This is a genomic window from Jiangella aurantiaca, assembly GCF_004349105.1.
Lineage (GTDB): Bacteria > Actinomycetota > Actinomycetes > Jiangellales > Jiangellaceae > Jiangella > Jiangella aurantiaca.
On sequence record NZ_SMLB01000003.1, the window covers coordinates 39942 to 62891 of the forward strand.

The 22950-nt window shown below is 71.9% G+C and carries 20 protein-coding genes; 7 read left to right on the forward strand and 13 right to left on the reverse strand.

Features of this window, described 5'->3' with window-relative positions:
* Nucleotides 1-40: 40 nt before the first annotated feature.
* From E1262_RS02705 to E1262_RS02725, 5 genes are all read left to right on the forward strand, one after another.
* Nucleotides 41-2842 (forward strand): FtsK/SpoIIIE domain-containing protein, encoded by a 2802-nt coding sequence (locus E1262_RS02705; protein WP_132101513.1) that lies wholly within the window; start codon nucleotides 41-43, stop codon nucleotides 2840-2842.
* Nucleotides 2839-3669: a hypothetical protein gene (locus E1262_RS02710; RefSeq protein WP_132101514.1), complete on the forward strand. Its 831-nt coding sequence runs from the start codon at nucleotides 2839-2841 to the stop codon at nucleotides 3667-3669. Before E1262_RS02705 ends, E1262_RS02710 begins: the two co-directional genes overlap by 4 nt.
* 104 nt (nucleotides 3670-3773) lie before the next feature.
* Nucleotides 3774-4379, forward strand: a complete 606-nt coding sequence (locus E1262_RS02715; RefSeq protein WP_132101515.1) for a hypothetical protein — start codon at nucleotides 3774-3776, stop codon at nucleotides 4377-4379.
* A gap of 2 nt (nucleotides 4380-4381) precedes the next feature.
* A complete protein-coding gene (locus E1262_RS02720; protein WP_203453476.1) occupies nucleotides 4382-4768 on the forward strand; it encodes a hypothetical protein in 387 nt (128 codons plus the stop codon).
* A 72-nt stretch (nucleotides 4769-4840) separates the two neighbouring features.
* The gene (locus E1262_RS02725) at nucleotides 4841-6070 is read left to right on the forward strand and encodes a GNAT family N-acetyltransferase (protein WP_132101517.1); all 1230 of its coding nucleotides are present in this window, start codon (nucleotides 4841-4843) and stop codon (nucleotides 6068-6070) included.
* A 26-nt stretch (nucleotides 6071-6096) separates the two neighbouring features.
* On the opposite strand, the gene E1262_RS02730 is transcribed toward E1262_RS02725, so the two are convergent.
* The 13 genes from E1262_RS02730 to E1262_RS02790 all read right to left on the reverse strand — a co-directional run bounded on the left by E1262_RS02730 (nucleotide 6097) and on the right by E1262_RS02790 (nucleotide 20971).
* The gene (locus tag E1262_RS02730) at nucleotides 6097-6405 is read right to left on the reverse strand and encodes a hypothetical protein (protein ID WP_132101518.1); all 309 of its coding nucleotides are present in this window, start codon (nucleotides 6403-6405) and stop codon (nucleotides 6097-6099) included.
* A gap of 11 nt (nucleotides 6406-6416) precedes the next feature.
* A complete protein-coding gene (locus tag E1262_RS02735; protein ID WP_132101519.1) occupies nucleotides 6417-8255 on the reverse strand; it encodes an FtsK/SpoIIIE domain-containing protein in 1839 nt (612 codons plus the stop codon).
* A 108-nt stretch (nucleotides 8256-8363) separates the two neighbouring features.
* Nucleotides 8364-9182, reverse strand: coding sequence for a hypothetical protein (locus E1262_RS02740; RefSeq protein ID WP_132101520.1), 819 nt, complete (start codon nucleotides 9180-9182; stop codon nucleotides 8364-8366).
* Nucleotides 9179-10549: a CHAP domain-containing protein gene (locus tag E1262_RS02745; RefSeq protein WP_162605742.1), complete on the reverse strand. Its 1371-nt coding sequence runs from the start codon at nucleotides 10547-10549 to the stop codon at nucleotides 9179-9181. Before E1262_RS02745 ends, E1262_RS02740 begins: the two co-directional genes overlap by 4 nt.
* Nucleotides 10550-10641: 92 nt before the next feature.
* Nucleotides 10642-11877: a J domain-containing protein gene (locus E1262_RS02750; RefSeq protein ID WP_132101521.1), complete on the reverse strand. Its 1236-nt coding sequence runs from the start codon at nucleotides 11875-11877 to the stop codon at nucleotides 10642-10644.
* A 2-nt stretch (nucleotides 11878-11879) separates the two neighbouring features.
* Nucleotides 11880-12707 (reverse strand): hypothetical protein, encoded by an 828-nt coding sequence (locus E1262_RS02755; RefSeq protein ID WP_132101522.1) that lies wholly within the window; start codon nucleotides 12705-12707, stop codon nucleotides 11880-11882.
* Nucleotides 12708-12770: 63 nt separating this feature from the next.
* A complete protein-coding gene (locus E1262_RS02760; RefSeq protein ID WP_162605743.1) occupies nucleotides 12771-13352 on the reverse strand; it encodes a YbjN domain-containing protein in 582 nt (193 codons plus the stop codon).
* A gap of 50 nt (nucleotides 13353-13402) precedes the next feature.
* Nucleotides 13403-15625, reverse strand: a complete 2223-nt coding sequence (locus E1262_RS02765) for a hypothetical protein (protein ID WP_132101524.1) — start codon at nucleotides 15623-15625, stop codon at nucleotides 13403-13405.
* Entirely contained in the window at nucleotides 15622-18210 is a 2589-nt protein-coding gene (locus E1262_RS02770; protein WP_132101525.1) for an ATP-binding protein, read from the reverse strand. The genes E1262_RS02765 and E1262_RS02770 overlap by 4 nt, the downstream gene beginning before the upstream one ends.
* On the reverse strand, nucleotides 18203-18943 hold the full coding sequence (locus E1262_RS02775) for a hypothetical protein (RefSeq protein ID WP_132101526.1): 741 nt from the start codon (nucleotides 18941-18943) through the stop codon (nucleotides 18203-18205). Before E1262_RS02775 ends, E1262_RS02770 begins: the two co-directional genes overlap by 8 nt.
* A 51-nt stretch (nucleotides 18944-18994) precedes the next feature.
* The gene (locus E1262_RS02780) at nucleotides 18995-19318 is read right to left on the reverse strand and encodes a hypothetical protein (RefSeq protein WP_132101527.1); all 324 of its coding nucleotides are present in this window, start codon (nucleotides 19316-19318) and stop codon (nucleotides 18995-18997) included.
* Nucleotides 19319-19364: 46 nt separating this feature from the next.
* Entirely contained in the window at nucleotides 19365-20648 is a 1284-nt protein-coding gene (locus E1262_RS02785; protein ID WP_132101528.1) for a conjugal transfer protein, read from the reverse strand.
* Nucleotides 20645-20971, reverse strand: a complete 327-nt coding sequence (locus tag E1262_RS02790) for a hypothetical protein (protein ID WP_132101529.1) — start codon at nucleotides 20969-20971, stop codon at nucleotides 20645-20647. Before E1262_RS02790 ends, E1262_RS02785 begins: the two co-directional genes overlap by 4 nt.
* 254 nt (nucleotides 20972-21225) lie before the next feature.
* On the opposite strand from E1262_RS02790, the gene E1262_RS02795 reads away from it, so the two are divergent.
* Both E1262_RS02795 and E1262_RS02800 read left to right on the forward strand, forming a co-directional pair.
* Nucleotides 21226-22026 carry a hypothetical protein gene (locus tag E1262_RS02795; RefSeq protein WP_132101530.1) on the forward strand — a complete coding sequence of 267 codons (801 nt, stop codon included), beginning with the start codon at nucleotides 21226-21228 and terminating at the stop codon, nucleotides 22024-22026.
* A gap of 436 nt (nucleotides 22027-22462) precedes the next feature.
* The gene (locus E1262_RS02800) at nucleotides 22463-22882 is read left to right on the forward strand and encodes a hypothetical protein (RefSeq protein ID WP_132101531.1); all 420 of its coding nucleotides are present in this window, start codon (nucleotides 22463-22465) and stop codon (nucleotides 22880-22882) included.
* Nucleotides 22883-22950 lie beyond the last annotated feature (68 nt).

A 22950-nucleotide genomic window follows, 5' to 3' on the forward strand; every position in this document is an offset into this window, starting at 1 on the left:
ACCTACGTAGGGGACAGGCACCTCGACAGGAAGGGCAGGCATGCGCGTTTCCGCCCTCCGCCTCGGTCTGCTGCGCGGCCCCGATCCCGACGACGACGGCCCGGCCGCCCTGGCGCATGCCGTCCAGGCGACCGAGGACGCCGCACTCCACCTGCGTGCTCTCGCCGACTCCGCCGCCGAGCGCGAGCGTCGCCGGCTCGCCGAGGACCAGCAGTCCATCGCCCGCGAGTCCCGCCGCCGGCAGGCCCGGTCGCAAGCCTCGCTGCTCGCCGCCGCCGACCGCGTCCGCCTCGACATCACCGAGCTGCTCGGCCGCGGCCCCGGCTACGCCCACGAGGGCTGGGAGTCACCGCTCTGGGCCGAGCCGTACGACCAGCCCGTCGACGTCACCCAGCTGGTGCGCGCCGCGACCCTCGGGCTCGCCTCCCCCAGCAGCATCGTCGAGCTGCCGTTCGTGCTGCCCGCGCTGGGCGGCAATATCGTCATCACGCACGCGCCGGCCGGCCGGGCGCCGGCCCACAACCTCGCGCAGGCGTTCGTCACCCGCGCGCTCGCGTCGGCGCTGCCCGGCTCGCTTCGGCTGCACCTGCTCGACCCCGGCGGGCTCGGGCAGAACCTCGGCATCCTCAGCCGGCTGCCTGAGCCGCTGGTCGCGGGCGGCGTGCGGGCCACCCACGAAGAGGTCTCGGCCGAGCTCCGGGCACTGCGCGAGCACGTCCACCGCCTCAACAGCCAGGTCCTGCTCGGCGACGACGACTCCCTGGTCACCCGCTGGCACGAGGGCACGGCGCAGGGCATCCCGTGCTCGCTGGTGCTCGCGGCCGGCCTCGGCCCCAACCTCACCGCCGACGACGCCCAGCAGCTCTGGTCGTTGGCGCGAACGGGCAACCGCTGCGGCGTCGCGGTGGTCGCCGTCATCGACACCGGGCGCGAGCTGCCGCAGGGCGTGGCGCTGGCCGACTTGCTCGAGAACGCCGAGCACCTCCACGTCGACCACGAGGGCGGCGCCACCTGGGCATCGTCGCCGCCGGCGCTGCTGCACAACGCCCGCGTGCGCTGCCCCAATCCGCCCGGCTCGGCCCAGCACCGGTTCCTCACCACCATCCTGGCGCCGGCGGTCCGCCGCGGCGTCAACAAGCCGGTCGTGCTCAGCGACCTGCTGGCCGCGGATCGGCCTGGCACCGGCACCACGCATGCCCGCGTCGCCGCAACCGTCGGCCAGGCCGCCGACGGCTCCACCATCGAGCTCGCGGTCGGCGACGACGAAGGCGTGGCCATCGGCGGAATCGTCGTGGGACCGTCCGGCTCCGGCAAGACGACCCTGCTGCACGCGTTCATCCACGCGCTGGCGCACCGGTACCCGCCCGACGAGCTCGAGCTCTACCTGCTGGACATGAAGGCCGGCGTCGAGTTCGCGGAGTACGCACCTCGGCCGGGCCGGCCCGCGCTGCCGCACGTGCGCGCCGTCGGCATAGAGGCCGACGCCACGTTCGCGCTCGGCGTCCTGCAGCACCTCGCCGCCGTCGACGCCCAGCGCAAGCAGCTGTTCAAGCAGGCGTCCGCCGACACCGGCCGCGAGATCAAGAACATCGCGCAGTACCGCGAGGTCACCGGCGAGGTGTTGCCGCGCGTGCTGTTCGTCGCCGACGAGTTCCAGCTCATGCTCGCCGGGCCGACCGAGGACGCCGCCTGGGACACCCTCGACGTGCTGGTCAAGCAGGGCCGCAGCCAGGGCATCCACGTGGTGCTGGCCACCCAGAGTCTCAACTCCGTCGGCTCCGGGCGGGCAGCGCAGAAGGCGTCGGTCTTCGACCAGCTCGAGCTGCGGGTCGGGCTGCGCTGCAAGCCCGACGAGCTGAGCCTGCTGCTCGACCGCACGGTCCGCGACCGCCTCGACACCGGCCGCCGCGGCTCCGGAGTGCTCAACCAGGCGCGTGGCGACAAGGACGCCGACCAGCTGTTCCAGGGCGGACTGCTCGACACCGACGACCGCCGCCGCATCCGCGACTCTGTCGTCGCCCGCTACGGCACCGACCCCCGCATCCGGGTCAGCCGCGGCACCGGCGGCGTCGAACTGGCCGACGCCGCGCCGGTGCTGGCGTCGACGCTGCGGCCGACCGTCTACGTCGGCGCGCCGGTCGGCGTCTCGCCGCCGCTGGTGGGCATCCCGGCCCGATCCGGCGACGGCCGCGGCCTGCTGCTCGCCGGCCGCGACGAAGCGCACGCCGTCGGGGCGGTCAGCGCCACGCTGGCCGGCCTCGCCCTGCAGCCCTCCTGCGACGACGCCGGCTTCGTCGTCGTCGACCTCCTGCCCGAGCGCATCCCCGGACGACGGCCGCTCGACCAGGTCGTCCAGTGGCTCGGCGACCGCGCCGTCACGCTCGACGAGGCGCGGCTCGACCAGCTGCCCCAGGTCGCCACGCGGCCGTCCGGGCCGGTGTTCGTGGCCGTGCTCGGGCTGCAGTACTCCAGTGTCGAGGCGCCGCTCTACACCGACGAGCCGCATCCGCTCGGCTGGCTGTGCGGCACCGGCCCGTCGCTGTCGGTGTTCCCGCTCGTCTGGCTCGACACCCCCGACCGGCTCCGCAAGCTGGGCCAGCACGGCCAACGGCTGCAGCTACGCGCCGACGCCGGCGGCGACATCATCGACAGCACCTCGTTCCTCGGCGTGCGGCCGCCGTTCCCCGCGTCCCGCGGGCGGCTCTGGTTCCACGACCTCGCCGGCGACGCCGACCCCGTCCTGCTCGATCCGCTCCAGGTGGGCGCCTACCTGCCCGAGCCGCGTCAGGTCGTGCCTCCTGGCCCAGCGGTGTCGGAACCCGGGTTCGGAGTGCTCCCATGACCGCCGACCTCGAGTTCGGCACGACCGGCGACCACGGCACGGCCTGGCGCCCCGGCCCGCCCGTCCGGAGCCCGGCCATGCGCGCCTACTGCGCCACCCTGGCCCGCTTCACCTCGTCAGTGCAGAGCACAGAGCAGCTGCTGCGCAATGACGACGCCGGTACTCGCGAAGACACCGAACAGCGCGAGCTGGCCGCGGCCACCCGTCTGCGCGGCATCGACCGTGCTGGCGCCGCCGCCGACGACGGCCTCGCACAGTGCGCCGCCGTCCGCGCTGAGTACGGCCTGCCCGCTGGTTCCGCGCTCCACGCCGTCCGCCGGCCGTCCGACGATGTCACCGTGGCGCCCCCGTCCGGGCCGCCCGCCGGCGCCGGCCGCCTCGACGACTCGGCGCCGCCACTCGATCGGCTGCGTCGCACCGGTGGCGCCGATCTCGGCATCGCCCTGACCGCGCTCGGCCGCCGGCGCGACGAACTCAAGCTGGCCGAGACCGAGTTCGCGCACTGGCTCGAGGCGGACGACGAGCGGTCCCGCCGCGTCACGCTCGGCGCCCTCGCCGCTGCCGGCCTGGGCGCCGCCGCCGTCATGGCCGTCGCCGGCACCCGGACGTCCGCCGGCACGGCGCTCGCCCTGCTGATCGTCTGCGCGCTGACCGTCGTCGCGGTCGGGCTGGGCGTGGCCGCGGCCCGGCGGCTCCCCCGGGTCTGCCGGGGCGCCGGACTCGCACGCCGACCGGATGGTCGGGCGCTGGTCAAGTACGGCGCGCGGATCGGCGGCGTGGCGCTGCTCGCGCTCACGGCAGCCAACCTCACCGCCGGAGCGCTCTGAATGGCCACCGAGTGTCACATTCACCATCCCAGAACGACCTACAGAAGTAGGCGGCCCCACCCGGTCCCGGCAGGTGCGGCCACAGACCGAGAAGGGCGGCATCCATGCCGAGCATCAAGGAATCCGGCGAGATCCTGATCGACGTCTCCGCCGGCCTGTCCCGCGGCGGCGACGAGACCTCGCGCGGCCTCACCGAGCTGGAACAGAAGGCCAACGCGGCCATCGAGGCGCTGCGCGACCTCCGGGCGCCGGCCGAGGAGGCCAAGGCGGCCGCCGAGCGGCTGCGCGCCCGGGCCGAGAACGCGCGGTCCAAGTTCGAGGAGCTCGAACGCGCGGCCTCGGTCACCGAGGACGGCGCCCGTCTCCTCCAATCGGCCTGCGACGATCTCCAACGGGGTGATGCCGACCTCGCCGCCGTATTCGAGCCGCAGATCCGGCCCATCGCGACACAGGTCAGCCAGTTCACCGACACGCTGCGCCAGAGCGCCGACCGCCTCGAACGGGCCGTCGACGGCGTCGCCGAGGGCGCGCAGCAGATCGGCCGGAGCACCGACCAGCTGCTCGATCACGGCGAACAGATCACCCAGGGCGCCGGCCAGGTCACGGCCAACCTCGCGCAGGTGAAGAAGCGCCTCGCCCAGATCATCCCGGCCGCCGCCCGCGCCGTCCGCGACCGCGGCCGCGAAGCCGTCCACGTCGCGCGGAGGTAGCCGTGTCCTCGGCGCCGAACCACGCCCTCTCCGTCATGGAGGAGGAGATCCGCCTGTTGCTCGAATCGCGGCGCGCCTTACGAGAGGCCGTCGCCGCGGCGGAACGCGGTCGCGACGCCACCGCGGACGACCTCAGGGCCGTCCGGCAACGGCTCACCGCCAAGACCGACGAGGCACTGCCCCACGACGAACAGATCCGCCGGCGCATCACCAGCGCGATCGAGTCCGCCTTCACGACGGCCCTTCGCGCGCTGACCGCCCGCTGGAACCAGATCGTCAACCTTCTCAAGTCGGCGTGTGAACGACTCGACGAGGCGTTGAAGGAGGCTGAACTTAGGCTGCTGCAGCGCGAGGAGGCCGTGCGCCAGGCTCAGCAGCGGACCACCTGACGGGCAGCAGGGCGGCAATCACCGGGCCGAAAACCCCTGGCCCGGCCCGGAACCATGCGCTAGACAGAGACGGTGACGAACGACCTGGTCTTGCGCACCGCGACCGAAGCCGACTACCCCGAGCTGGAAGCGCACATCCACAGCGCCTTCCTCGACGACGTCGACGAGGACACCGCCGACCTCAACCGGCTGATCTTCGAGCCCGACCGCACCCAGCTGATGACCGACGGCGGGCGCATCGTCGGCTCCGGTCTCGTCCTCACGCGCGACCTCAGCGTGCCAGGCGGCATCGTCCCGGCCGCGCACGTCACCGGGGTCGGGGTCGCGTCGACGCATCGGCGGCGCGGTGTGCTGACGGCGCTCATGAACGCCATGCTGACCGAGGCGCACGGCCGCGGCACGGAGCCGCTGGCGGTGCTCTGGGCCAGCGAGGGCGCCATCTACGGACGGTTCGGCTACGGCCTGGCGTCGTGGCGGGTGTCGTACGAGATCGCCACTCGCGACATGTCCGTCGGCGGCACGGTACCGGCCGGCGCCCGGCTGCGGCAGGCCGCCACCCGCGACGCCCTCGACGAGATCGTCGCGGTGTACGACCGCGTGCTGGCGCAGCGGCCCGGGCTGTCCACCCGGCGGGGCAAGTGGTGGGAGTACCTGACCGCCGACCCGAAGGGCTGGCGGCGCGGCATGTCCGCCGAGCGCGCCGCTCTCTACGAGGACGAGGGCGGCGTCCGCGGCTACGTCCGTTTCCGCACCAAGGCCGGCTGGGGCAAGAGCGGCCCCGACGGCGAGGTCCGGGTCACCGAGCTGCTTGCCGAGACGCCCGAAGCGCACGCCGCGCTGTGGCGGTTCCTGACATCCATCGACCTGGTCCGCACGGTCAAGTACATGCACGGGCCCATCGACGACCCGCTGCCGCACCTGGTCAGCAACCCCGACGCCCTGGTCGGCACGGCCGGCGGGTCGCTGTGGGTCCGCATCCTCGACGTCCCGGGCGCGCTGGCCGTCCGGCGCTACGCCGCCCCGGTCGACGTCGTGCTGGAGGTCACCGATACCGGGTTCACTGGCAACACCGGCCGCTGGCGGCTGGTCGCCGACGACGACAAGGTCGATGTCTCGCGCACCGATGCCGACGCCGACCTTGCCCTGGACGTCCGGACGCTCGGCTCGCTCTACCTCGGCGGGGTCTCGGCGGGCACGCTGGCCGCCGGTGGGCTGATCATCGAGCGCGCGCCCGGCGCCCTCGCGCGGTTGTCGGCGGCGTTCGGCTGGCACCGGGTCCCGCTCTCGGTCGAGGTCTTCTGACGCATCGCACAGGCCCGTCGGGCGGGTCAGCTGCTACCCCAGCCCTCGGTGTCGATCTTCCGGTTGCGGTTGCGCCGGGAGACGATGGTGCCGAGGGCGAGGACGAAGAGCACCAGGCAGACCAGCAGGACGATGTGGGCCCCGCTGATACCGGCACCGTTCCAGCCCGGGACGTCCCAGACGGCGTCCTCCGCGGAGGCGATGAAGCCGCGCTCGATCATCCACTCGCGGCCCTCCTCCCAGGAACTGAACACGAGCGGCGCCACCACCGGGAGGGCCAGCGGCGCGGCCAGGAACATCATGAACACGTCGTTGTCGGAGACGTTGTCGGCCAAGGCGCGTCTCCTCAGTAGATGCCGTCGTTGAGGTGCCGGATGCGGACCGCGCGCGTGCGCGACACCACCTGGGAGCCGGCGCCCTCATTGCCGCGCCAGCGGATCAGCAGCTTGGTGCCGTCGTTCTGGATCGGCTCGACCTGCTCGATGATCACCCAGCCGGTGTCGTCGTCGAGGCGGGCGAGGCTTCCGGCCTGTAGCTGCGACACCATGACCATCTCGGACCAGCCTGCGGTCTCGACCTGAGTGGACGCGGCCGCGGAGGAGCCGCCGGAGGTACGCGCGCGGCTCCAGTCGGCGAGGCCGGACGTGCTGGCGCCGTAGCCCTCGGCGAGGTCGGCGTTGAGGTTGACGCGCCAGGACGCCTCCGGGCTGTCGGCCAGCGCCCGTGACCGCTGCACGTGCAGGACGGGGTGCGTGACGAGGCTCGGCCGGAGGGCATCGAGCAGGTAGATGTCCTGTTCGTCGTCGACGCGGCGAGCCTCGCGCGGGTCGGGGGTCCAGTAGCACTGGATGAGCACCGGCTTCGCGTCGCCGGACTGTACTGTCGCCCGGCCGGGGACGGGTTCGGCGGGCTCCGTCGGGCGATCGCTCCCCCACAGCGCCGAGGCGACGCGGCTGTCGAGCCGGCCGAGCGCCACGACGGCGCCGAGGTCGTCGCGGTTCTCCTCGCGCAGCAGCGGATCGTCGGCCCGCTGCATGCTCAGGACGACGTAGACGTTCACCTGACGGCCATGGCGGAGCAGGTCGGTGACGCGGTCGTGCGCGAGCGACGCGGCCGCCGGACCCTGACCGGCCCGGTTGGCGGCGTCGGCGACGGCGGTGGCGAACTCGCGGAAGTGGTGGATGACGACGACGAGCGGCTCGAGCTCCGCGCGGCTGGACCCGGACTCGATGAGCGCGACGCGGCCCTCCATCTCGCGCCACGCCTGGTTCAGAACGACGATCTGGTCGTCCAGCGTCGACGCGACGATCTGCACGTTCGGCCAGTCGCGCACACCCAGGAGGTCGACGCGACGGTGGTCGATGATCCACACCGGCCAGCCGCGCGCTGCCGCCTCGACGACGATGCCGGTGAGCAGCACCCGTTTGCCGGCGCCGGACCGGCCGAGCACCAGCAAGTGCCCCTGCGGCGCGGCCAGGTTCCAGCCGACCCGGGTCCCCGTGGCGTCGACGCCGAGCGGCACCAGCCACGACGACAGGTCGGGCTGCGTCGGCACCGGCCGGGCGACCTTCTCCGGCAGCGCCCGCCGAACGGCGTCGCGCGCCCGCTCCGCGCGTGCCGCCGGCTCCGGGGTGAGCGACCCGCCGGTGCGGGTGGGGTCGCGCAGCGTGAGCCGATGGCCGCGGATGTTGTGCCGGCCGACCGTGTACTGCTGCTCCAGCTCGTGGTGGACGGCCTCGGCGATTCCGGCGGCCCAGTCGGGGGCGGAGTCGTCGACCTCGGTCGGGTACTGGATGTTCAGCACGTGCGGGACGCCGACCCATCCGCCCTGCCACTGCCGCGCGTCGACGTCGAGGTACGACGCGTCGGGCACGCCGATGTGCCGCGCCAGCGCCTCGGCGAGGTCGGCGACCACCCCCTCGCGCGTCCGCCGCCGCACCGACACCGCGTACAGCGCACCGGCGCAGGCCAGCGTCGGCAGGAGGAACAGCACACCGATGTCCGGCTCGTCGAGAGCGGCCAGGATCGCCCACATCGACACGGCGAGGAACACGACGCCGACGGCGCTGGCGGCCAGCTGCCACGGCGTGAAGCCCTTGATGGTGGGCTCGGCCGGGCGCGCCGACGCGAACCTGTCGTCCTTGTCTTCCGGATCCGGTCCGGACGAGGCGGCGAAGGTGTCCACCGGGTCATGTGGCGCCACGGGACTGCCTCTCGGTTGGTCGGTCCTCACTGTCGAAGGTGCGCTCGGGCGGGCTGTTGTGACAAGGGACGGCTGGAGACGTCGACGCGGTCAGCGGTGCGCCAGCGGGGTCTGAAGCTCGACGATGCGCCACGGGCCGGCGGCGGACTCGCGCTCGAGGAAGGCGAACCACTGGTGCTCGACCAGCGGGCCGTTCCACGCATCGCGGCCGATCGGCGTCATGCGCACGTAGAACCGGCGCTCGGCCCGGGTCTCGGTGTCAGGGGTGTCGATGTCGGTGGTGTGCGGCTCGATGGCGTTGATCGAGGCGAATGCCTGGTGCTCGGCCCACAGGTCCCAGTCGCGCTGGACGTCCTGCCGCAGGCCGTCGAGGTCGTAGGCGGAGGAGTCGTACGGCGCGACCAGCCAGGTCTGGACCCGGTTCATCGCGTCCTCGGACGAGGCGTCGTGCGTGGTGTCGAAGCTGTACGCGGCGGTCAGGGCGGCGACGGCCACGGCGGTCGGATCGGCGCCGTCGACGGTCGCCGGATCGGGCACGACGACGGGTTCGGGCACCTGCATCCCGGGCGGCAGGGTCGGGGTCTGGCGCGGACCCGGGGTGGAACGGGCGGTCGGGGTGTCGGACGGTTCCAACCTCTCCGCGGTCGTGTCCTCGGTGTCGGTCTCGTCGGCCGCCTCGGTGCCGGGTGCGGGCTGGTCGCCGGATGGGTCGGTGGCGCTGGTGTCGCCCGGCGTGGTGGAGCCGTCCTCCGGCGCTGGTCGTGGCGCCCGGCTGTCTTCAGCGGTGACCACAGGGGAGTTGCCACCCACCCCGTCATTCCCACCGCCACCGAAGACCAGCAGCAACCCGACGAGGGCGAGCACCACGGCGGCGCCGATGAGCAGCAGCGAGGAGCGCGAGCGGATCATGGGTTCATCCGCCCGTAGCCGACCACCGGCCCGCTCGGGCCCATGGTGAAAGTACCGGACGAGCGACTGATGCGGTTGCTCTCGTTGCCGCCGACGGTGACCAGCGTGCGGCTGGCCTCGTCGACCTCGACGACGATGCTCACGTGGCCGGAGTAGATCATGACGTCACCTGGCCGGGGCGGCTTCGTCGGGCCGGCGCTGCCGACGGGGATGAACTCCTGGCCGTGGCCGCCGGACTCGAACCACGCCTGCATGCCTATGACGGCCGGGATCTGCCATGGATGTCGCCAGAAATACATCTGTGTGCCGGGTTCGGCCTGGAACGGGATGCCGGCCGCTTGGAAGACCCAGCTGACGAAGTCGGCGCACCATTGCTCGCAGCCGGTGGCGATGTAGGTGTCGCTGATGGTGGGGCCGCAGTTGCTGCCGAACGGCTGCTCGACGATGCCCTTCGCGTACTCCTGCTCCGCGATCTGCACGACGCCGTCGAGGCCACCGCCGCTGATGCCGCCGCAGCCGGCCCACCCGCCGCCCTCGCCCTGCTCGCCGTCCTCGCCCTCGCCGATGCCCATGCCGTGCGGCGGCGGGTAGGTGGCGTACTGTCCGTAGTCGCCGGTGCCGCCCTGGGTGAAGTTGGACGAGACGAGCGCGTGGACGTTCTCGACGTAGCGGCGGGTCTCGTTGTTGTTCCAGTTGCCGGCGGGCCCGGCGTTGTAGCTGGCCGCCGAGTACACGAACGTGCCTGGCTCCCATCTGGCGACGTCGCCGAGCGGTGTCTCGGCGGTGACGCTGCCGTAGACGCCGTCGGCATGGGTGAAGAGGTTGGCCGCGGTGAAGATGGCGTCCCAGGGGTCCATGTAGTCGGGTGGGCCGCCGTCGGCGCTGTACTTGTACGCGTCCCAGGTGCCGGCGCCGACGTTGAACTGCATGGGGCCGTGGCAGCAGCCGGAGCTGGGCCAGTCGGTGTCGAGGTCCTTCCAGGCGTTGCCGTTCTCGGTCAGGTAGATGGCTGCCAGGTAGGCGGGTTCGACGCTGAACTCGTTGCCGGCGGCGGTGAAGATCTCGGCCCACGGTTCCGGGACGTTGGCCAACGTGGCGCCGCCCGTGCAGACCTCGTCGCCGGGCGTCATGGTGCACTCGGCGAGCGGGGCACGGTCGGTGATCTCGCACCAGAGCGCCATGACGGTGGCGACCGGGATGAACGCCAGCGACGCCGCGCCGACCACGCCGAACACGGTGAGCAGCGCGATGCCGAGCAGCCACTTCTTGACCCGGCCGGAGCCCTTGCCGCCCGGCGTGCGCGCCGGCTTCGCCCTCGTACGCCTCGCGACGACGGCCCCGCCGGCGGCGACCGAACCCTCTGCCATACCCGCCCTCCATCCGGGCGCCCGCCACCGCGGCTGTGTAGCGGACGTCTGTGTAGGTCGGTGAGGGGGCGGTTCTGTGACAGACGGGACGATCAGGTCGTCCATTCCGGTGTCGCTCTGCGCCGGTCGATCAGCGACGAGGTCGCGTACTGCGCGCCCACGTGCAGGGCCCACGCCAGCGCGACCAGCCCGAACAGCCAGCGCTCGGTCGTCGTCGCAAGATGCCAGTACGCGAGCGGCCAAGCCAGCAGGCCGATGGCCGCCGGAACGTAGATGAGCTCCAAGCCGCTGCGGTGTCCGATGGAGATGTAGGCGATGTAGCCATAGAGGGCCACCACGATGGCGACGGCGATCGGATACCGCAACGCGACGTCCAGTGCGTCCGGCCCGGCCGCCGCCGGGCGGATGAGCCCGTGCGCCACGAGCAGAACCACCGCCAGGAACACGAACGTGGCGCCGATGACGACGTAACCGACCCGGACGACGCGGCCTCCCACGTCCGTCCGTGCCCATAGCGTCAGGTCGCTGACCTGCGACGTGCCCGAGGTGTCGCGGAACATCCGTGCCTCGTCCCATCGGCCGAGGACGATCGACAGACCAAGGAGCAGGCCGTTGTAGATCAGCCAGACGACGACACCGGCGACGTAGGTCCATCGCTCCGCCGCCCTGGCGAGGTCCCAGTAGGCGATCGGCCAGGCCAGCAGAAAAACCGAGAAGAGCGCGTGGACGAAGATCAAGCCGACGGCCGACTCCGATCGCGCGGCCCCGAGCAGGAGGACGTAGCCGAGCGTGACGATCAGGCGCAGCACCGGCTGCCCGTCGTACCAGCTGACGAGGTCGGAACCGGCGTCCGCGGGGCGCATGAACCCGGGGTCGTACAGCAGGATCAGAGTCCCCAGGACGAAGATCACACCCGTAGCGGCGGCCAGCGCCACCAGGGTCCGGCTCCCCCGGCGTGTGCCGGCCCCGGACTCGTCAGTATCGGAAGCGAACGGCCGGTCCGGCCTGCCGTCCCCGGCGGCCCAGCTCGTCTCCTCGCCCCACTCGGCGTCCGCCTCGTCCGGGCCGGGCTGGGCAGCGGGGCCGGGCGCGTCGGACCACTCATCGACTCGTGGACCACTCCTGGCGCCCAGGCGCGCGTCGTAGTCGGCTCGTCTGGCCGGGTCGCTCAGCGTCTCGTACGCGGCGGTGATGAGCCGGAACATGCCGCTCGTGCCGCCGACGTCGGGATGCGCGGCGCGCACGGCCCGGCGATAGGCCTCCTTGATCTCGGCCGTGGTCGCCGTGGGCGCGACGTCCAGCAGCTCGTAGTAGTCGAGGTCCGCCACGGTCAGCCGATCTGCGTGCCTCGGGAGCCAGGAAGTCCGCGTCGCGGCGAGCGGTCGTCCAGCACCGACTGGGTGGCATCGAGCCCGCCGACCTCGACCCGGCCGAGGGACGCGGTCACGGCGTGGACGAACCACGACTCGGCGGCCAGCGCCGCTGCTGCCTCCGCCGAGTCCGGTGACCGCGTGATCGCACGACTCGCGACGATCGCGATGACCACCCCAGCCGTGGCCCGCACCAGGCATGCCTCCTGCCGAAGCCCCGAACCGCGGTCGAAGCTCTGGATCAGCCGTTCGTCCTCGAAGTCCGGCTCCGGCACCGTCGCCAGGACCTGGCGGCGCACCGGCGCCGGGAGCACGTCGAGTACCTCGGGTTCGTCCTGCTCGTGCACTGCTGAGCCGCTCGGAGGAGTTGGGGCGCCGGCCGAGACGACGCCTCTGCGTTCCTTCACCTCACCGACGAACGGGCGGCGGTGGATGGTGAACCGCCAGCCCTCGCGCCCGGCGGAGTGGACCGGACGCACGGCGTCGATGATGGTCAGGGCGTCGTCGTCGACCGTCCAGGCATGGCCGACCTCGACGTCGACGCCCCCGCGGACCTCTCGCTCCGGCGGGAGGGCGCCCGAGGCGAACGCGAGCTCACCGGCGTGGCCGGCGCGATCGAGAGCGAGATGAACATCGACCGGGAGGTAGTCCCAGCTCGACCAGTCGCCGGGCACCGTCCTGACGAAGCTGATGTCGAGCGTCGAACCGGACTGCCCAGCATCGAGCCTTGCACGCGACGTGGTCCGTCGCTGCGGTGCGGGCGCTCCGCTGCGGTCCAGTTCCGACATCACTATGCCCCGTCCTGCGGCTGACGTGCTCGAACACACCCTAGGTGGATCAAGGTCGGGCTGTCACTCGCTCTCGTCGAGGTCGGCGGCGCCGGCGATCCGCCGCGCATCCGGAAAGGCCAGCTCTGCGGCGTCGAACACGGCGAGCCCCGACACGATGCCGGTGTTGATGGCCAGATCGACACGGTCGACGGTCGGGTCGGCGCCGAGATCGGCCGTGACCTCGCAGTGCAGGCCGATCCACCCCTCGTTGTCGGGCAGCACGAACACCTTCGGCCACACGTGCTGCGCGTTCCACTCGTTCGCGAAGACGACAGCCGCCTGGAATCCGCCAGGCGGCATCATCCGCTCCCACAGGCCGTGAACCTGCAGCACTTCGGCGCGACCTTCGTCGTCCGCCAGCACACCGAAGTCGAAGATGCCGTTCTCCCAAACGCCGATGACGTCGCCGCCGTCCGCCTCGTAATCGGCAGAAATGGCGTCGAGTGCGGCCCGGACCAGCTGGTGCAGGTGGCTGGTGGCCCCCGTCGCGGCCGCCGGCCTGGCCGGAAGGTGGCCGCTGGCTGTGACCGGCACCGGGAGCCGGCCCGTTGCCGGCCTCGGCCCCCCGGACAGGTCGGCTCGCAGGCGGTCGAGCTGACTCACGGCATGATCCTCTCGTCGTCCGTCGTCGGCGGGATTCGATCGACCGTTTATCACGGCTTGCCCTTCTTGCGGCGGCGGGCCTGTCGCTGCTCCCTGAGCTGATCCTCCCTGATCTGCTGCCACTTCTTCTGCTGCATGTCCCGACGATCGCGCTCGTGTGCGGCTCGCAGCTCGTCGGGCGTGAGGCGGCTGCGCTCGGCCCGGTTCTGCGCCCGGTGGTCGCGGTTCAGGTGGCGTCGCTCGCGCCGCATCTGCTGGATCAGCCGACGGCGTTCCTCCGGTGCCGAATTGACCCGCTCAGCGCCGTAGCGTCCTTGCGTCATGCGCGCGAGCCGCTCGGCGCGGCGCGTCTGGTTGTCGAACTTGCGCAGCCGGGCCTGGTCCGCGCGCACCGCCCGGGCCATCTCGGACCGGCGTCGAAGGGTGTTGACGCGATTGACCGCGGCGTGGTTGCCCTGGCGGAGGTGGTGCTGGACCCGGTGCCGGCGGGCGAACTCGACCGTGCGGCTCGCGCCGTTGGCCATCGCGTTCCGGGCGGCGTAGCCGGCGCTACGGGCGGCAGTGGACTTGGCGGCCATGGCGCCGCCCTTCGCAACGACGGAGCCGCCACCGGTGGCCCAGGCGAGGCCGACGTGGCCGGCGAGGCCGCTGGTGCGGCGGATCACGCCTTGGAGGCGACCTTGGCCGGACTGGCCGCCGAGGTTGCGGGCGGCGTCGCTCATGGCGTTGAAGTTGCCGGCGACCCGGTTGAGGGCGCCACGGGCACCGCCGCCGCCGGAGGGGACGAGGGGCGAGCCGCCGAAACCGCCGCCGCCTCCGCCGCCACCGGAGTTGAACCTCGACGCCATCGCGGCGGCGACGCGGTCCTTGGTCTCGTGGACGGCGCCGCGGCCGCGCCAGAAGAGGACGATGCCGGCGATCAGCAGCAGGTCGATGAGCAGGAACTTGCCGATCTCGGCCCACCGGACGGAGCGGTCGTCGGGGTTGCCGGTGGGTGCTCGTCCGGACGACATGATGTCGGTGACGACGTGGAGGAACACGCCGAGGAAGACGATGCAGAACATGAGCATCAGGACGGTGGCGAACAGCTGGCCGATGTTGCGCCACAGCACCGATCTGGCGCCGCCGGGGAGGATCGCCAGCAGCAGCGTGACCAGCAGCTTCACGCACTGCACGAGGGCGGACAGGCCGGCGATGAACACGACGCCGGCGACGATGAGGATGAGCACGGCGAGGATGGTGACGGCCGGCTGGATCGCGAACTGGGCCATCCAGCTGTCCGGCCGCGCCATCTTGGCGAACGTGTCGACCTCGTCGTTGAGGCAGCTGCCGACCACCTTCCAGACCTCGGGGTCGTAGTCGACGGGCTCGTCGCCGGTGCCGCCCCACCAGGTGCCGGGGTCGGTCAGCTCGGATCCGGTGTCGACGCCGTCGGCCGCGGAGCCGCGGCCGGCGAGGTCGCGGCTCTCCAGGTCCTCGCGGAGATCGTCCTTCGACGTGCTGTTGCCGGCGTGGGACAGCGCGACGACGTAGGCCTCTTCGCAGTCGCCGTCGAGGATGTAGCCGAAGTTGACCAGCATCGCCGGGTGGTAGAGGAACGTGTCGAGAATGCTCTCGCCGGGACTGACCCGCTGGTTGTCGGGATCGCTGAGGTCGTCGAGATAGTCGTCGTCGTTGACGATCTGGCCGACGAGGTACTGGGAGGTGTCGCGGGCGTCGTAGAGCAGGCCCTCCTGGCTGTCGTTGTCGCCGACGAGCCAGGTGATCGGGTTGATCGGCGCGAGGTTGTTGTCGGGATGCTGGCCGTTGTAGCTGATCGCGGCCACCGCGTAGTTGGCGACGATCAGCGACAACAGGAGTTGGACGAGGCCCTTCCCCCACATGCCCCTGGCCATCCAGAGCATGCACACGAACGCGGTGATCGTCAGCATCGCCACGTAGACGTTCAGGTTCGACAGCATGCCGGCGATGGAGTCCTGGAAGTCGCCGGCGATGCCGGTGAACCAGTCGAGCCACGTCATGCCGAGCACGAAGTCAGTGACCCACGCCAAGGCGATGACCTGGAACTGGTAGATCGCCCACGTGATCGTCATGAGCACCTTGAAGATCAGGTGGAACGGATCGGTGATGCCACCGGCCAGCGACAGTTGCACGTGAAACGCCGACAGCTCGCAGTCGCCGGTCGGGTTGATGAACTGGTCGCCGAGGCCGTTGCCGCCGGGGACCTGGCAGGCCTCGGCGACGATGTTGACCGCGCCGGCGACGACGCTCATGCGGGCCTCGACCCGACGGCGTGGTCTGTACGGCCGGCCTCGAGCTCGGGCGGGCCGAGCCGCGCGGCGCCCGGACCGTAACCGCCGATCTGCACCTCCGGCGGCGACGTCTTCATGGCCTCGAACCGCTCGGGCCGGGACGGCGGCATGACCTTGATGCGGGCGACGTTGCCGAGGGCGTCGCGCATGAGCGCCTCGCCGCGCCGCATCTCGGGGACGCCGTCGGGGCCGACCGGGGACGTGTGTTCCGTGATCAGCGCGACCAGCGACTCGTCGTCGGGGTCGAGGTCGAGCCACTTCAGGCCGCGCTTGGCCAGCGTCTTGTCGCGGTGCCGCATGAGGATGCGGGTCGGGATGAGGCCGCGCAGGGTGGCGTCGCCGAAGTCGCTTTCAGGGTCGTGGCTGCCCAGCGCGACCGCGGCCTGGTGCTTGCGGCCGTCGCGGACGAAGACGGTGATCTCGCGCTCGCCCTCGGGCGAGGCCGTGACGTGGTGCGCCTCGTCGACGATGAACAGGGCCAGCTCGGAGCGATCGCCGAAGCAGACCTGCCGGCCCATGCTGGCCATCAGCGCGTACATGGCGCGGCCGAAGATCTTCTCCAGTTTCAGCTGCTCGAACAGGTGCGCGTGCTGCAGCTCGTCGCGGTCGGGCAGCTCCAGCGTCCGGGTCCAGAAGACGATGGCGCGGTCGCTCAGCTCGACCGGCGGCAGCGAGGTGTCGAAGATGACCCGGCCGAACTCCTTGCGGGCGAACACGTTCATCAGCCGGCCCAGCTCGTAGGCGCCGTCGAGCGTGCAGCTCTCGAGCAGGTGCTTGGTGAGGTCGCCCAGCCCGCGGATGCCGTGCCGGGCGAGGTAGCCGACCTCGAGCACCTCGGACAGCAGCACGCCGCGCTCCGACGTCGGCGACACGTTGAGTAGCGGGGTGAGGAACGACTGCGCGACCCGCGAGCCGGTGTGCCGGTCGAACACCCGCAGCGGGTCCATGCTCATCGTCGGGTCGACGACGGAGACGACGGTGGGGGTGGTGAGCGCGCGGGCCATCGTCACCCACTCGCCGGACTCCGTGCGGTCCAGCGCGATGAACCGGCCGCCGCGGTCGACGGTGTCGGCGGCGATCTTCTTCAACGCGACCGACTTACCGGCACCCAGTTCGCCTGCGATGGCCAGCGAGCCGGACACGTCGAGGCGGGTGGTGGCGCCGGCGGGATCGTGGTGCACGACACCGGTCTGGCCGGTGGAGATGTTCAGGCCCAGCAGGGTGCCCTTGTTGTCGCCGACGTCGCAGGTGACCACCGGAACCGACGCGGAGAAGGAGTGCGACGTGGTGATCTGCGCGAACTCGCGGACGGACTTGGACAGCGGCGTGCCGGGCAGCATGGCCCACCAGAGGTCCTCCTGGTTGCCCAGCGGGTGGGTCAGCTTGAACCCGGAGGCCCCGTAGAACGCCTGCAGTTCCTTGGCCTGCTCCATGACCTGCTCGCCCGTGCGCCCGGCCACGCAGAAGATGACGGTGGCCTCGACCTCGACCTCGAGGTCGTCGGCGGACAGCAGCGCCTCGTACTCGGCGAGGTCGCGGGCGGAGCGCTCGATGGCGTGCATGCCGGTGGCGAGCTGGCCCTCCTGCTGGAGGAACTGGTCGTTGAGGTTGGCGACGGCGCGGCGGTTGCGCGCGATGACCTCTTCGCGGGTGCGGGTGTGCAGCCGCACCGCCCAGTCGACGTCGAGGCCGGCGTCGTCGACGCGGCCCAGGTACTCGCCGCCGGGGAAGACCATTCCGTCGGCCGGGGTGTCGGCCAGCGCCAGGAGGCCCTGGTAGGAGACGGCGTCGGGCTGGTCGGGCTGGGTGATCTTGAGGTACTTGCGGCGCAGCGGGTTCCAGCTCTTGAGCTGCTTGCGGTCGAGCTCGGACTGGCCGCCCTCGTCGATGAGCGCGTCGGGCCACAGCACGCCGTGACGGGGCACGACGGCGGCCTCGTGGTCGGCCCGGGTCTCGGGGAGGTCCATGTCGGCGAACAGGCCGCGCTGCAGTGTGTGCTGATAGAGCCAGACCAGCTGGGCGACGGTGGCCGGCCGGGGCCGGAACACGGCCGGGATGCCCAGCTCGACCTTGCGGGCCTGCTCGGTGCGCACCTTCAACTCGGCCGGCGAGATGCCGTGCCGCGGCAGTGCGAGCTGGTCGCGGAAGTCGTCGACGGCGGCCCGGAAGGACTCGCCGAGGTTGCCGAACCGGCCGCCGTTGCGCAGCGGGACGCTCAGCCAGAACGTCCGCTGCCCCAGGGCGAGGTCGTCGAGGGTGTCGAGGGTGGCCTCGCACTCGGCCGCCCACTCGGGGCAGTGCTCCAGCGGGATGCCGGTGATCATCCGCTCGACGATGGCCGCCGGGTCGAGCGCCGCGCAGGCACCCACCAGCAGCGCCTCACCGGGCAACGCCCGCAGCAGAGCCTGATGCGCCGCCCGCACGCCGTGTTTGTCCTTGTCGGGACGGAAGCCGTACGGCAGAGCCTGCAGCCGCCACGTCGCCCACACCGTCCCGCCCCGCGACCAGAGCAGATGGCCGGCCATGGCCCGCGCCGGACTACGCATCGTCCTCACCCCACGAATCGCTGACCTCGCCGCTCCCCTGCCGGACGGCGGTGCGCTGCTGGCCCCGCGGACGCGGCGCCGCACGCCGTGCGTTCGCGGGTCGATGGTCGTGCTGTTCGGCCGGGAGCAGGGCCAGCAGCGCCTGCACCCCGCTCAGTGGTGCGGCGGGCTGCGCCGTGACCGGCGCGACCGCGGTGGCCGGTTCGCCGACCGGTTCGACCGGTGCCGGGGTCCGGTCCAGCCGGCGCCGCAACGCGTCGGGCAGCTCCCGTTCGACGGCGACGGCGACGCCCGGCTCGAGACCGGCCCACGGGTCGGTGCCGGGCAGCGGACCGAGATGGACGCTGGTCCGGTGCCGGATGCGCCGCGGCCGGCGGAACCGCACCGGCCGGCCCTGGTACTTGCCCGACGCGGGCGCGTTGAGCACCCGGTACAGGCCGAGCAGCGCATACAGCGGGTTGCGGCCGTTCATCGGCAGCCGGCCGATGAGGAAGACCGCGCCGAAGGCCGCCCCGAACAGCAGCGCGATGTTGCCGAAGACCCCGAAGACGCCCCAGGTGTCGATGGTCAGCCCGCCGACGACGATGATGATGATGGCCGCGATGAGCTGCTGGACCGTGTACGGCCCGCCGGGGATCTTCGTGCCATCGGGCATCCGCCCCAGCAGCTGCGGGAACTTCCGGGCCCGCGTGTAGTACTTGACGGTCTCCAGTTCGTCCGGGTCCTCGGCCATCGATCGTCACCTCCGCCCTCGGTCTCGTGGCTGGCCTGCTCGTGGGGACGACTAGGTCAGGTCGACCTGCTGTGACGCCGGCGCCGACCCGGGAAGGTCCTCGCCGACGGTGTCGCGCAGGGCGGTGACGTTGTAGACGATCCAGATGAAGACGCCGGCCGCGAGCGCGGAGACGATGATCGTGCCGATGGCGAACTTGGACTGGACGGCCTTGTAGACGACGAACAGGATCGCCACCGTGATGGCCACCACCCGCAGCACGGTCTGCAGGCTCGATGCGGTGTCGGTGGTCCAGTCGAGCAGGCCGGCCTGGATGGTGATGGACGAGGTGGCGAGGTCGGGTGCCGTCGCCGTGAGTCCGGTGATGAGGCTCATGGCTCCTTCTCCTTGTGAGCGGGCTGTGGTGCTGGGGTCGGGTGATCTAGGGCGACTCGGTGGTCGTCCCCGTCGGTGGGTCTGATCCGGCCTCCCTCGTCGGTTCCTCGGACGGTGTGGGGCTTGGGCCCTGGGACGAGGTCCCCTGCGACGTGCTCGTCCCAGAAGGAGGTGTGTGGCCGTCAGCCGATGACGATCCGGACGATGGCGTGGTGGTGACCGGCACCGGCTCGGGCAGCGGGACCGGCTCGGCCAGCGCGGGCGACGTGCGCAGCCGGGCCACCTCCCACCGGCCCTCGCGTGCCTGGAGCACCAGGGAGTACTGCGCGCCGAGCTGCTCGCCGTTGGAGCCGCTCAACGTCACGTTGGCCTGGACCTCGGCGGTCTCGCCGTCGGACGGCTCTTCGCTGGGCGCCTCGCCGCCGGCGGCGACGATGGTCTCGACCCGGACGCCGGCGTACGGCACCGGGTTCAGCACCCGGAACGACGTGCCCGGGCTGCTGTAGGCCTCGAGCGAGGCCTGGTCGCCGCTGACGAGCATGGCGTTGAGGAAGTTGGCCACCCGGGCGAACGCGGGGTGGTCGGCCGCCAGTCCGTGGTCGTAGGCCGAGGCCAGCTGGTCGAACTCGTCAGGCGCCGGCACCGGCGCGGGCAGCGCCTGCGCGATCATCTCGCCGTCGACGTAGAGGACCGGCACCTGGAAGTAGAGGCGGCCGGAGGTGATGCGCTCGACCGGCTCGGCGTCGCCGTCGTCACTGTCGCCCTCCGCGGGCGTTTCGGCGGGGGTCTCGACTGGCGCGTCTGCCGGCGTCTCGGCCGGCTCCGAGGCGGGCTCGGCGTCGGGCGGGGACGTGCCCTCGGCGGCGTCGACGCCCACCGTGACCGACCACAGCCCGCTGTCGTCCTTGACGATCTCGGCGACGGCGGACCCGGAGGTGGTCCACGGGATGTCGGGCCGGCTCTGCCCGAGGTCGCCGAAGTAGGCACGCAGCGCGTCGGACTCCTCGGACGGTGTCTCGAGCCAGGCGACGACGGCGCGCTCGGCGAACTCGCTGACGGCGGCGGCCTCGCCGATGCGGTCGACGTAGCCGTCCTGACGGACGACGGGGCGGCTCTCGGGCAGGAGCACCTGCAGCGCCAGCGCCAGTGGGCCGGCGATCAGCGCGCCCCACAGCAGCCCGACGACTATGCGGGTGGCGAGCTGGGAGCCGCCGGTCCAGGTGTGCTGCTCCGAGCGCGGGGACGCGACACTCGCGCCGTCGCGCGCGGCACCCTCGCCGTCGGTGCCCTTCGGCTCCTTCGGCGGGCCGAAACCCCAGTTGATCTTCATGGTGCCGGTTCCTCGTGTGTCGCGTCGTGCCGGTGCGGGCTCGAGGACGGCGGAGCCACCTCACCGTCCGAGCCCGCACCGGGGTCCGTCCCGACCGCGCCGGATTCCCATGGCTCGCGTAGATCTGCCACCTGCACCAGCCGTTCGAGCGCCTCCTGCGCGCGGTCGGCGTTGGCGCCGACAGCGTCGTGCAGCCGCTTGGCGGCGTCGCGGTCGAAAGGGTCGGCGATGAGGTGGGCGAGCTCCCTGTCGATGGCCCGTCGCGCCGCCAGAACCGTCGCCGCGTCCATGAGGGACTGCCGGTTGCTGAAGCGCTCTGCCATCTCGGGCTCCCTCGGTCGGCGGGTCGGTTGTCTGCGTAGGTGCCGGGGGATGGCGTCTTGTGACGGTGTGATCGGTGCGGGTTGCGGCGGCGGATCGGGCATTCGGACCATCACGGGCATCGGGCAAGCCGCTGACCTGCGCACTCCCCGAGCGGGCAAGAGAATGAACCCGCGCCGGAGCCTTGCGGGCAAGAGCCGGGGCAAGCCCCGCCCACCACGGTTGAGGGGTCGATCCACCCCGGAGGAGCCACCCGATGCCGATACCTGGAGCCCCTGCCCACGACGTCACCTGCACCGGCGCCCGCCGCCGCACGGACGCCAGTCTCGTGGGCCGGTTGAACGGCGAATGGAGCCGGCTCTGCGCCGACCCCCGCACCGAGTCCGCCGTCGCCCACTGGGCCCGCCGGCACCCCGAGCTCGCCGGCTGCCTCGCCCTCGAGGACGTCGAGCTGGCGGTTACCGCGGCCGACGCGGAACAGGCCGACCGGATCCTGCTGGCGCTGCTGCGCCTCGCCCGCGCGGGCGACTCACTCGCCGGCCGGACCGTGCTCCAGCTGATGCTCGGCAAGGCGGTGCGCATCGCCACGACCCGCGCCGGCCGCGACACCAAGCCGAGCCTCGAGCACACCGCCGTCGCCGCCCTGTGGACGACCATCGCGACGTATCCGATCGAGCGGCGGCCGGCCAAGGTCGCGGCGAACATCGCGATGGAGACGCTGCGTGCCGTCACCGGCGAACTGACCCATCAGCTCAGCGAGACCCCCACCAGCCCCGACGTCCTGGCCGCCGACCTCATGCCACTGACCCCGTCCAAGCGCACCACCGCCGACCACGAACTGCTCGACCTGCTCACCTGGGCGGTCGACGAAGGCACCATCACCGCGGCCGACGCGACGCTGATCCTCGACATCTACACCCCCGCGCCCGGTTCGGAGGGCGGGGCGGCCGCGGCGGAACGGCACGGCCTCAGCTGGCCGGCGGCGCGGCAGCGGGCCAGCCGAGCCATCCGCAAGGTCGCCCGCCAGCTCCGCGCCGACGTGCCCACGGCCGCCTGACGGATGACGGAGGCTGGGTCGACGTGGGCCGATGCCACGTTCGTCGAGGTCGGCTCCACACATCGTTGATGATCACGGCTGGGCGGCGACGGCCGGAGTGCCGGAGATCTTCCGGCGCTGCCTGCCAGGTGAGCCTCGAACCAGCAGCAGGAGCCTCTCTGTTCACGCGGGTCACACCTGAACCGTAGTGATCACGGAACTGGGCTGTTCGGGTTGCGCCGACGCTGGTCAGCCGTGAAGATCGGCTGAACGGCCGAGTCGGCAGGGATGTTCGGCCGCCCCGGATGGAGCCCATACATGGGTCATACAGTCACCAGACGGTCGCCAAGACTTAACAATCCGTGGCCTATACGGTTGTGGGCCCAGTCACATACCCTCATGCCACGAGGCCGCCCGTGCAGGGCGCGGCCTCGCACGTGTATCGAGGAGGCCGGCGTTGACCGAGAGCACTCCGACCGCTGAGTTCCTGCGGCAGGGCATGAATCCAGCGGTCGACGTCGCGCCGGTCATCAAGCCGAGCGTGGTGCACGTCCCGTCCAGCCTGCTGTCGCTGGTGGCGGCGGAGCGCCAGCGGTCGGGCCGGTCGAACGGGCAGATCCTCATCGATGCGATCGAAGCCGGACACGAACACCTGGTCAAACTGCACAATGAGTCCAACAGCATAGGAGGCCGACTCTTCACCGCCCGCACGGCGAAGCCCCAACTTCCCGTGGCCCAGCCCCTCTCGCCGCTCAACATCCGTCTCTACAAACAGGACTACGAGGTACTGGACCGACTCGTCACCGAGCTCGGCGCAGGCTCCCGCAGCCGGCTGGCGACCCTGGCCCTCGCCCACTACCTCGACCGCTCCACCTAGCGACCAGCACAGCCCTGCCCAACCAGCAACACCAGCGACACCTCCCTTCCCCGGACATGCAGGACGGC

Coding starts and splice junctions, on each gene's coding strand:
- E1262_RS02705 (WP_132101513.1), top strand. CDS start 41: ATGCGCGTTTCCGCCCTCCGCCTCGGTCTGCTGCGCGGCCCCGATCCC.
- E1262_RS02710 (WP_132101514.1), top strand. CDS start 2,839: ATGACCGCCGACCTCGAGTTCGGCACGACCGGCGACCACGGCACGGCC.
- E1262_RS02715 (WP_132101515.1), top strand. CDS start 3,774: ATGCCGAGCATCAAGGAATCCGGCGAGATCCTGATCGACGTCTCCGCC.
- E1262_RS02740 (WP_132101520.1), bottom strand. CDS start 9,182: ATGATCCGCTCGCGCTCCTCGCTGCTGCTCATCGGCGCCGCCGTGGTG.
- E1262_RS02745 (WP_162605742.1), bottom strand. CDS start 10,549: ATGGCAGAGGGTTCGGTCGCCGCCGGCGGGGCCGTCGTCGCGAGGCGT.
- E1262_RS02755 (WP_132101522.1), bottom strand. CDS start 12,707: ATGTCGGAACTGGACCGCAGCGGAGCGCCCGCACCGCAGCGACGGACC.
- E1262_RS02765 (WP_132101524.1), bottom strand. CDS start 15,625: ATGAGCGTCGTCGCCGGCGCGGTCAACATCGTCGCCGAGGCCTGCCAG.
- E1262_RS02770 (WP_132101525.1), bottom strand. CDS start 18,210: ATGCGTAGTCCGGCGCGGGCCATGGCCGGCCATCTGCTCTGGTCGCGG.
- E1262_RS02775 (WP_132101526.1), bottom strand. CDS start 18,943: ATGGCCGAGGACCCGGACGAACTGGAGACCGTCAAGTACTACACGCGG.
- E1262_RS02780 (WP_132101527.1), bottom strand. CDS start 19,318: ATGAGCCTCATCACCGGACTCACGGCGACGGCACCCGACCTCGCCACC.
- E1262_RS02785 (WP_132101528.1), bottom strand. CDS start 20,648: ATGAAGATCAACTGGGGTTTCGGCCCGCCGAAGGAGCCGAAGGGCACC.
- E1262_RS02790 (WP_132101529.1), bottom strand. CDS start 20,971: ATGGCAGAGCGCTTCAGCAACCGGCAGTCCCTCATGGACGCGGCGACG.
- E1262_RS02795 (WP_132101530.1), top strand. CDS start 21,226: ATGCCGATACCTGGAGCCCCTGCCCACGACGTCACCTGCACCGGCGCC.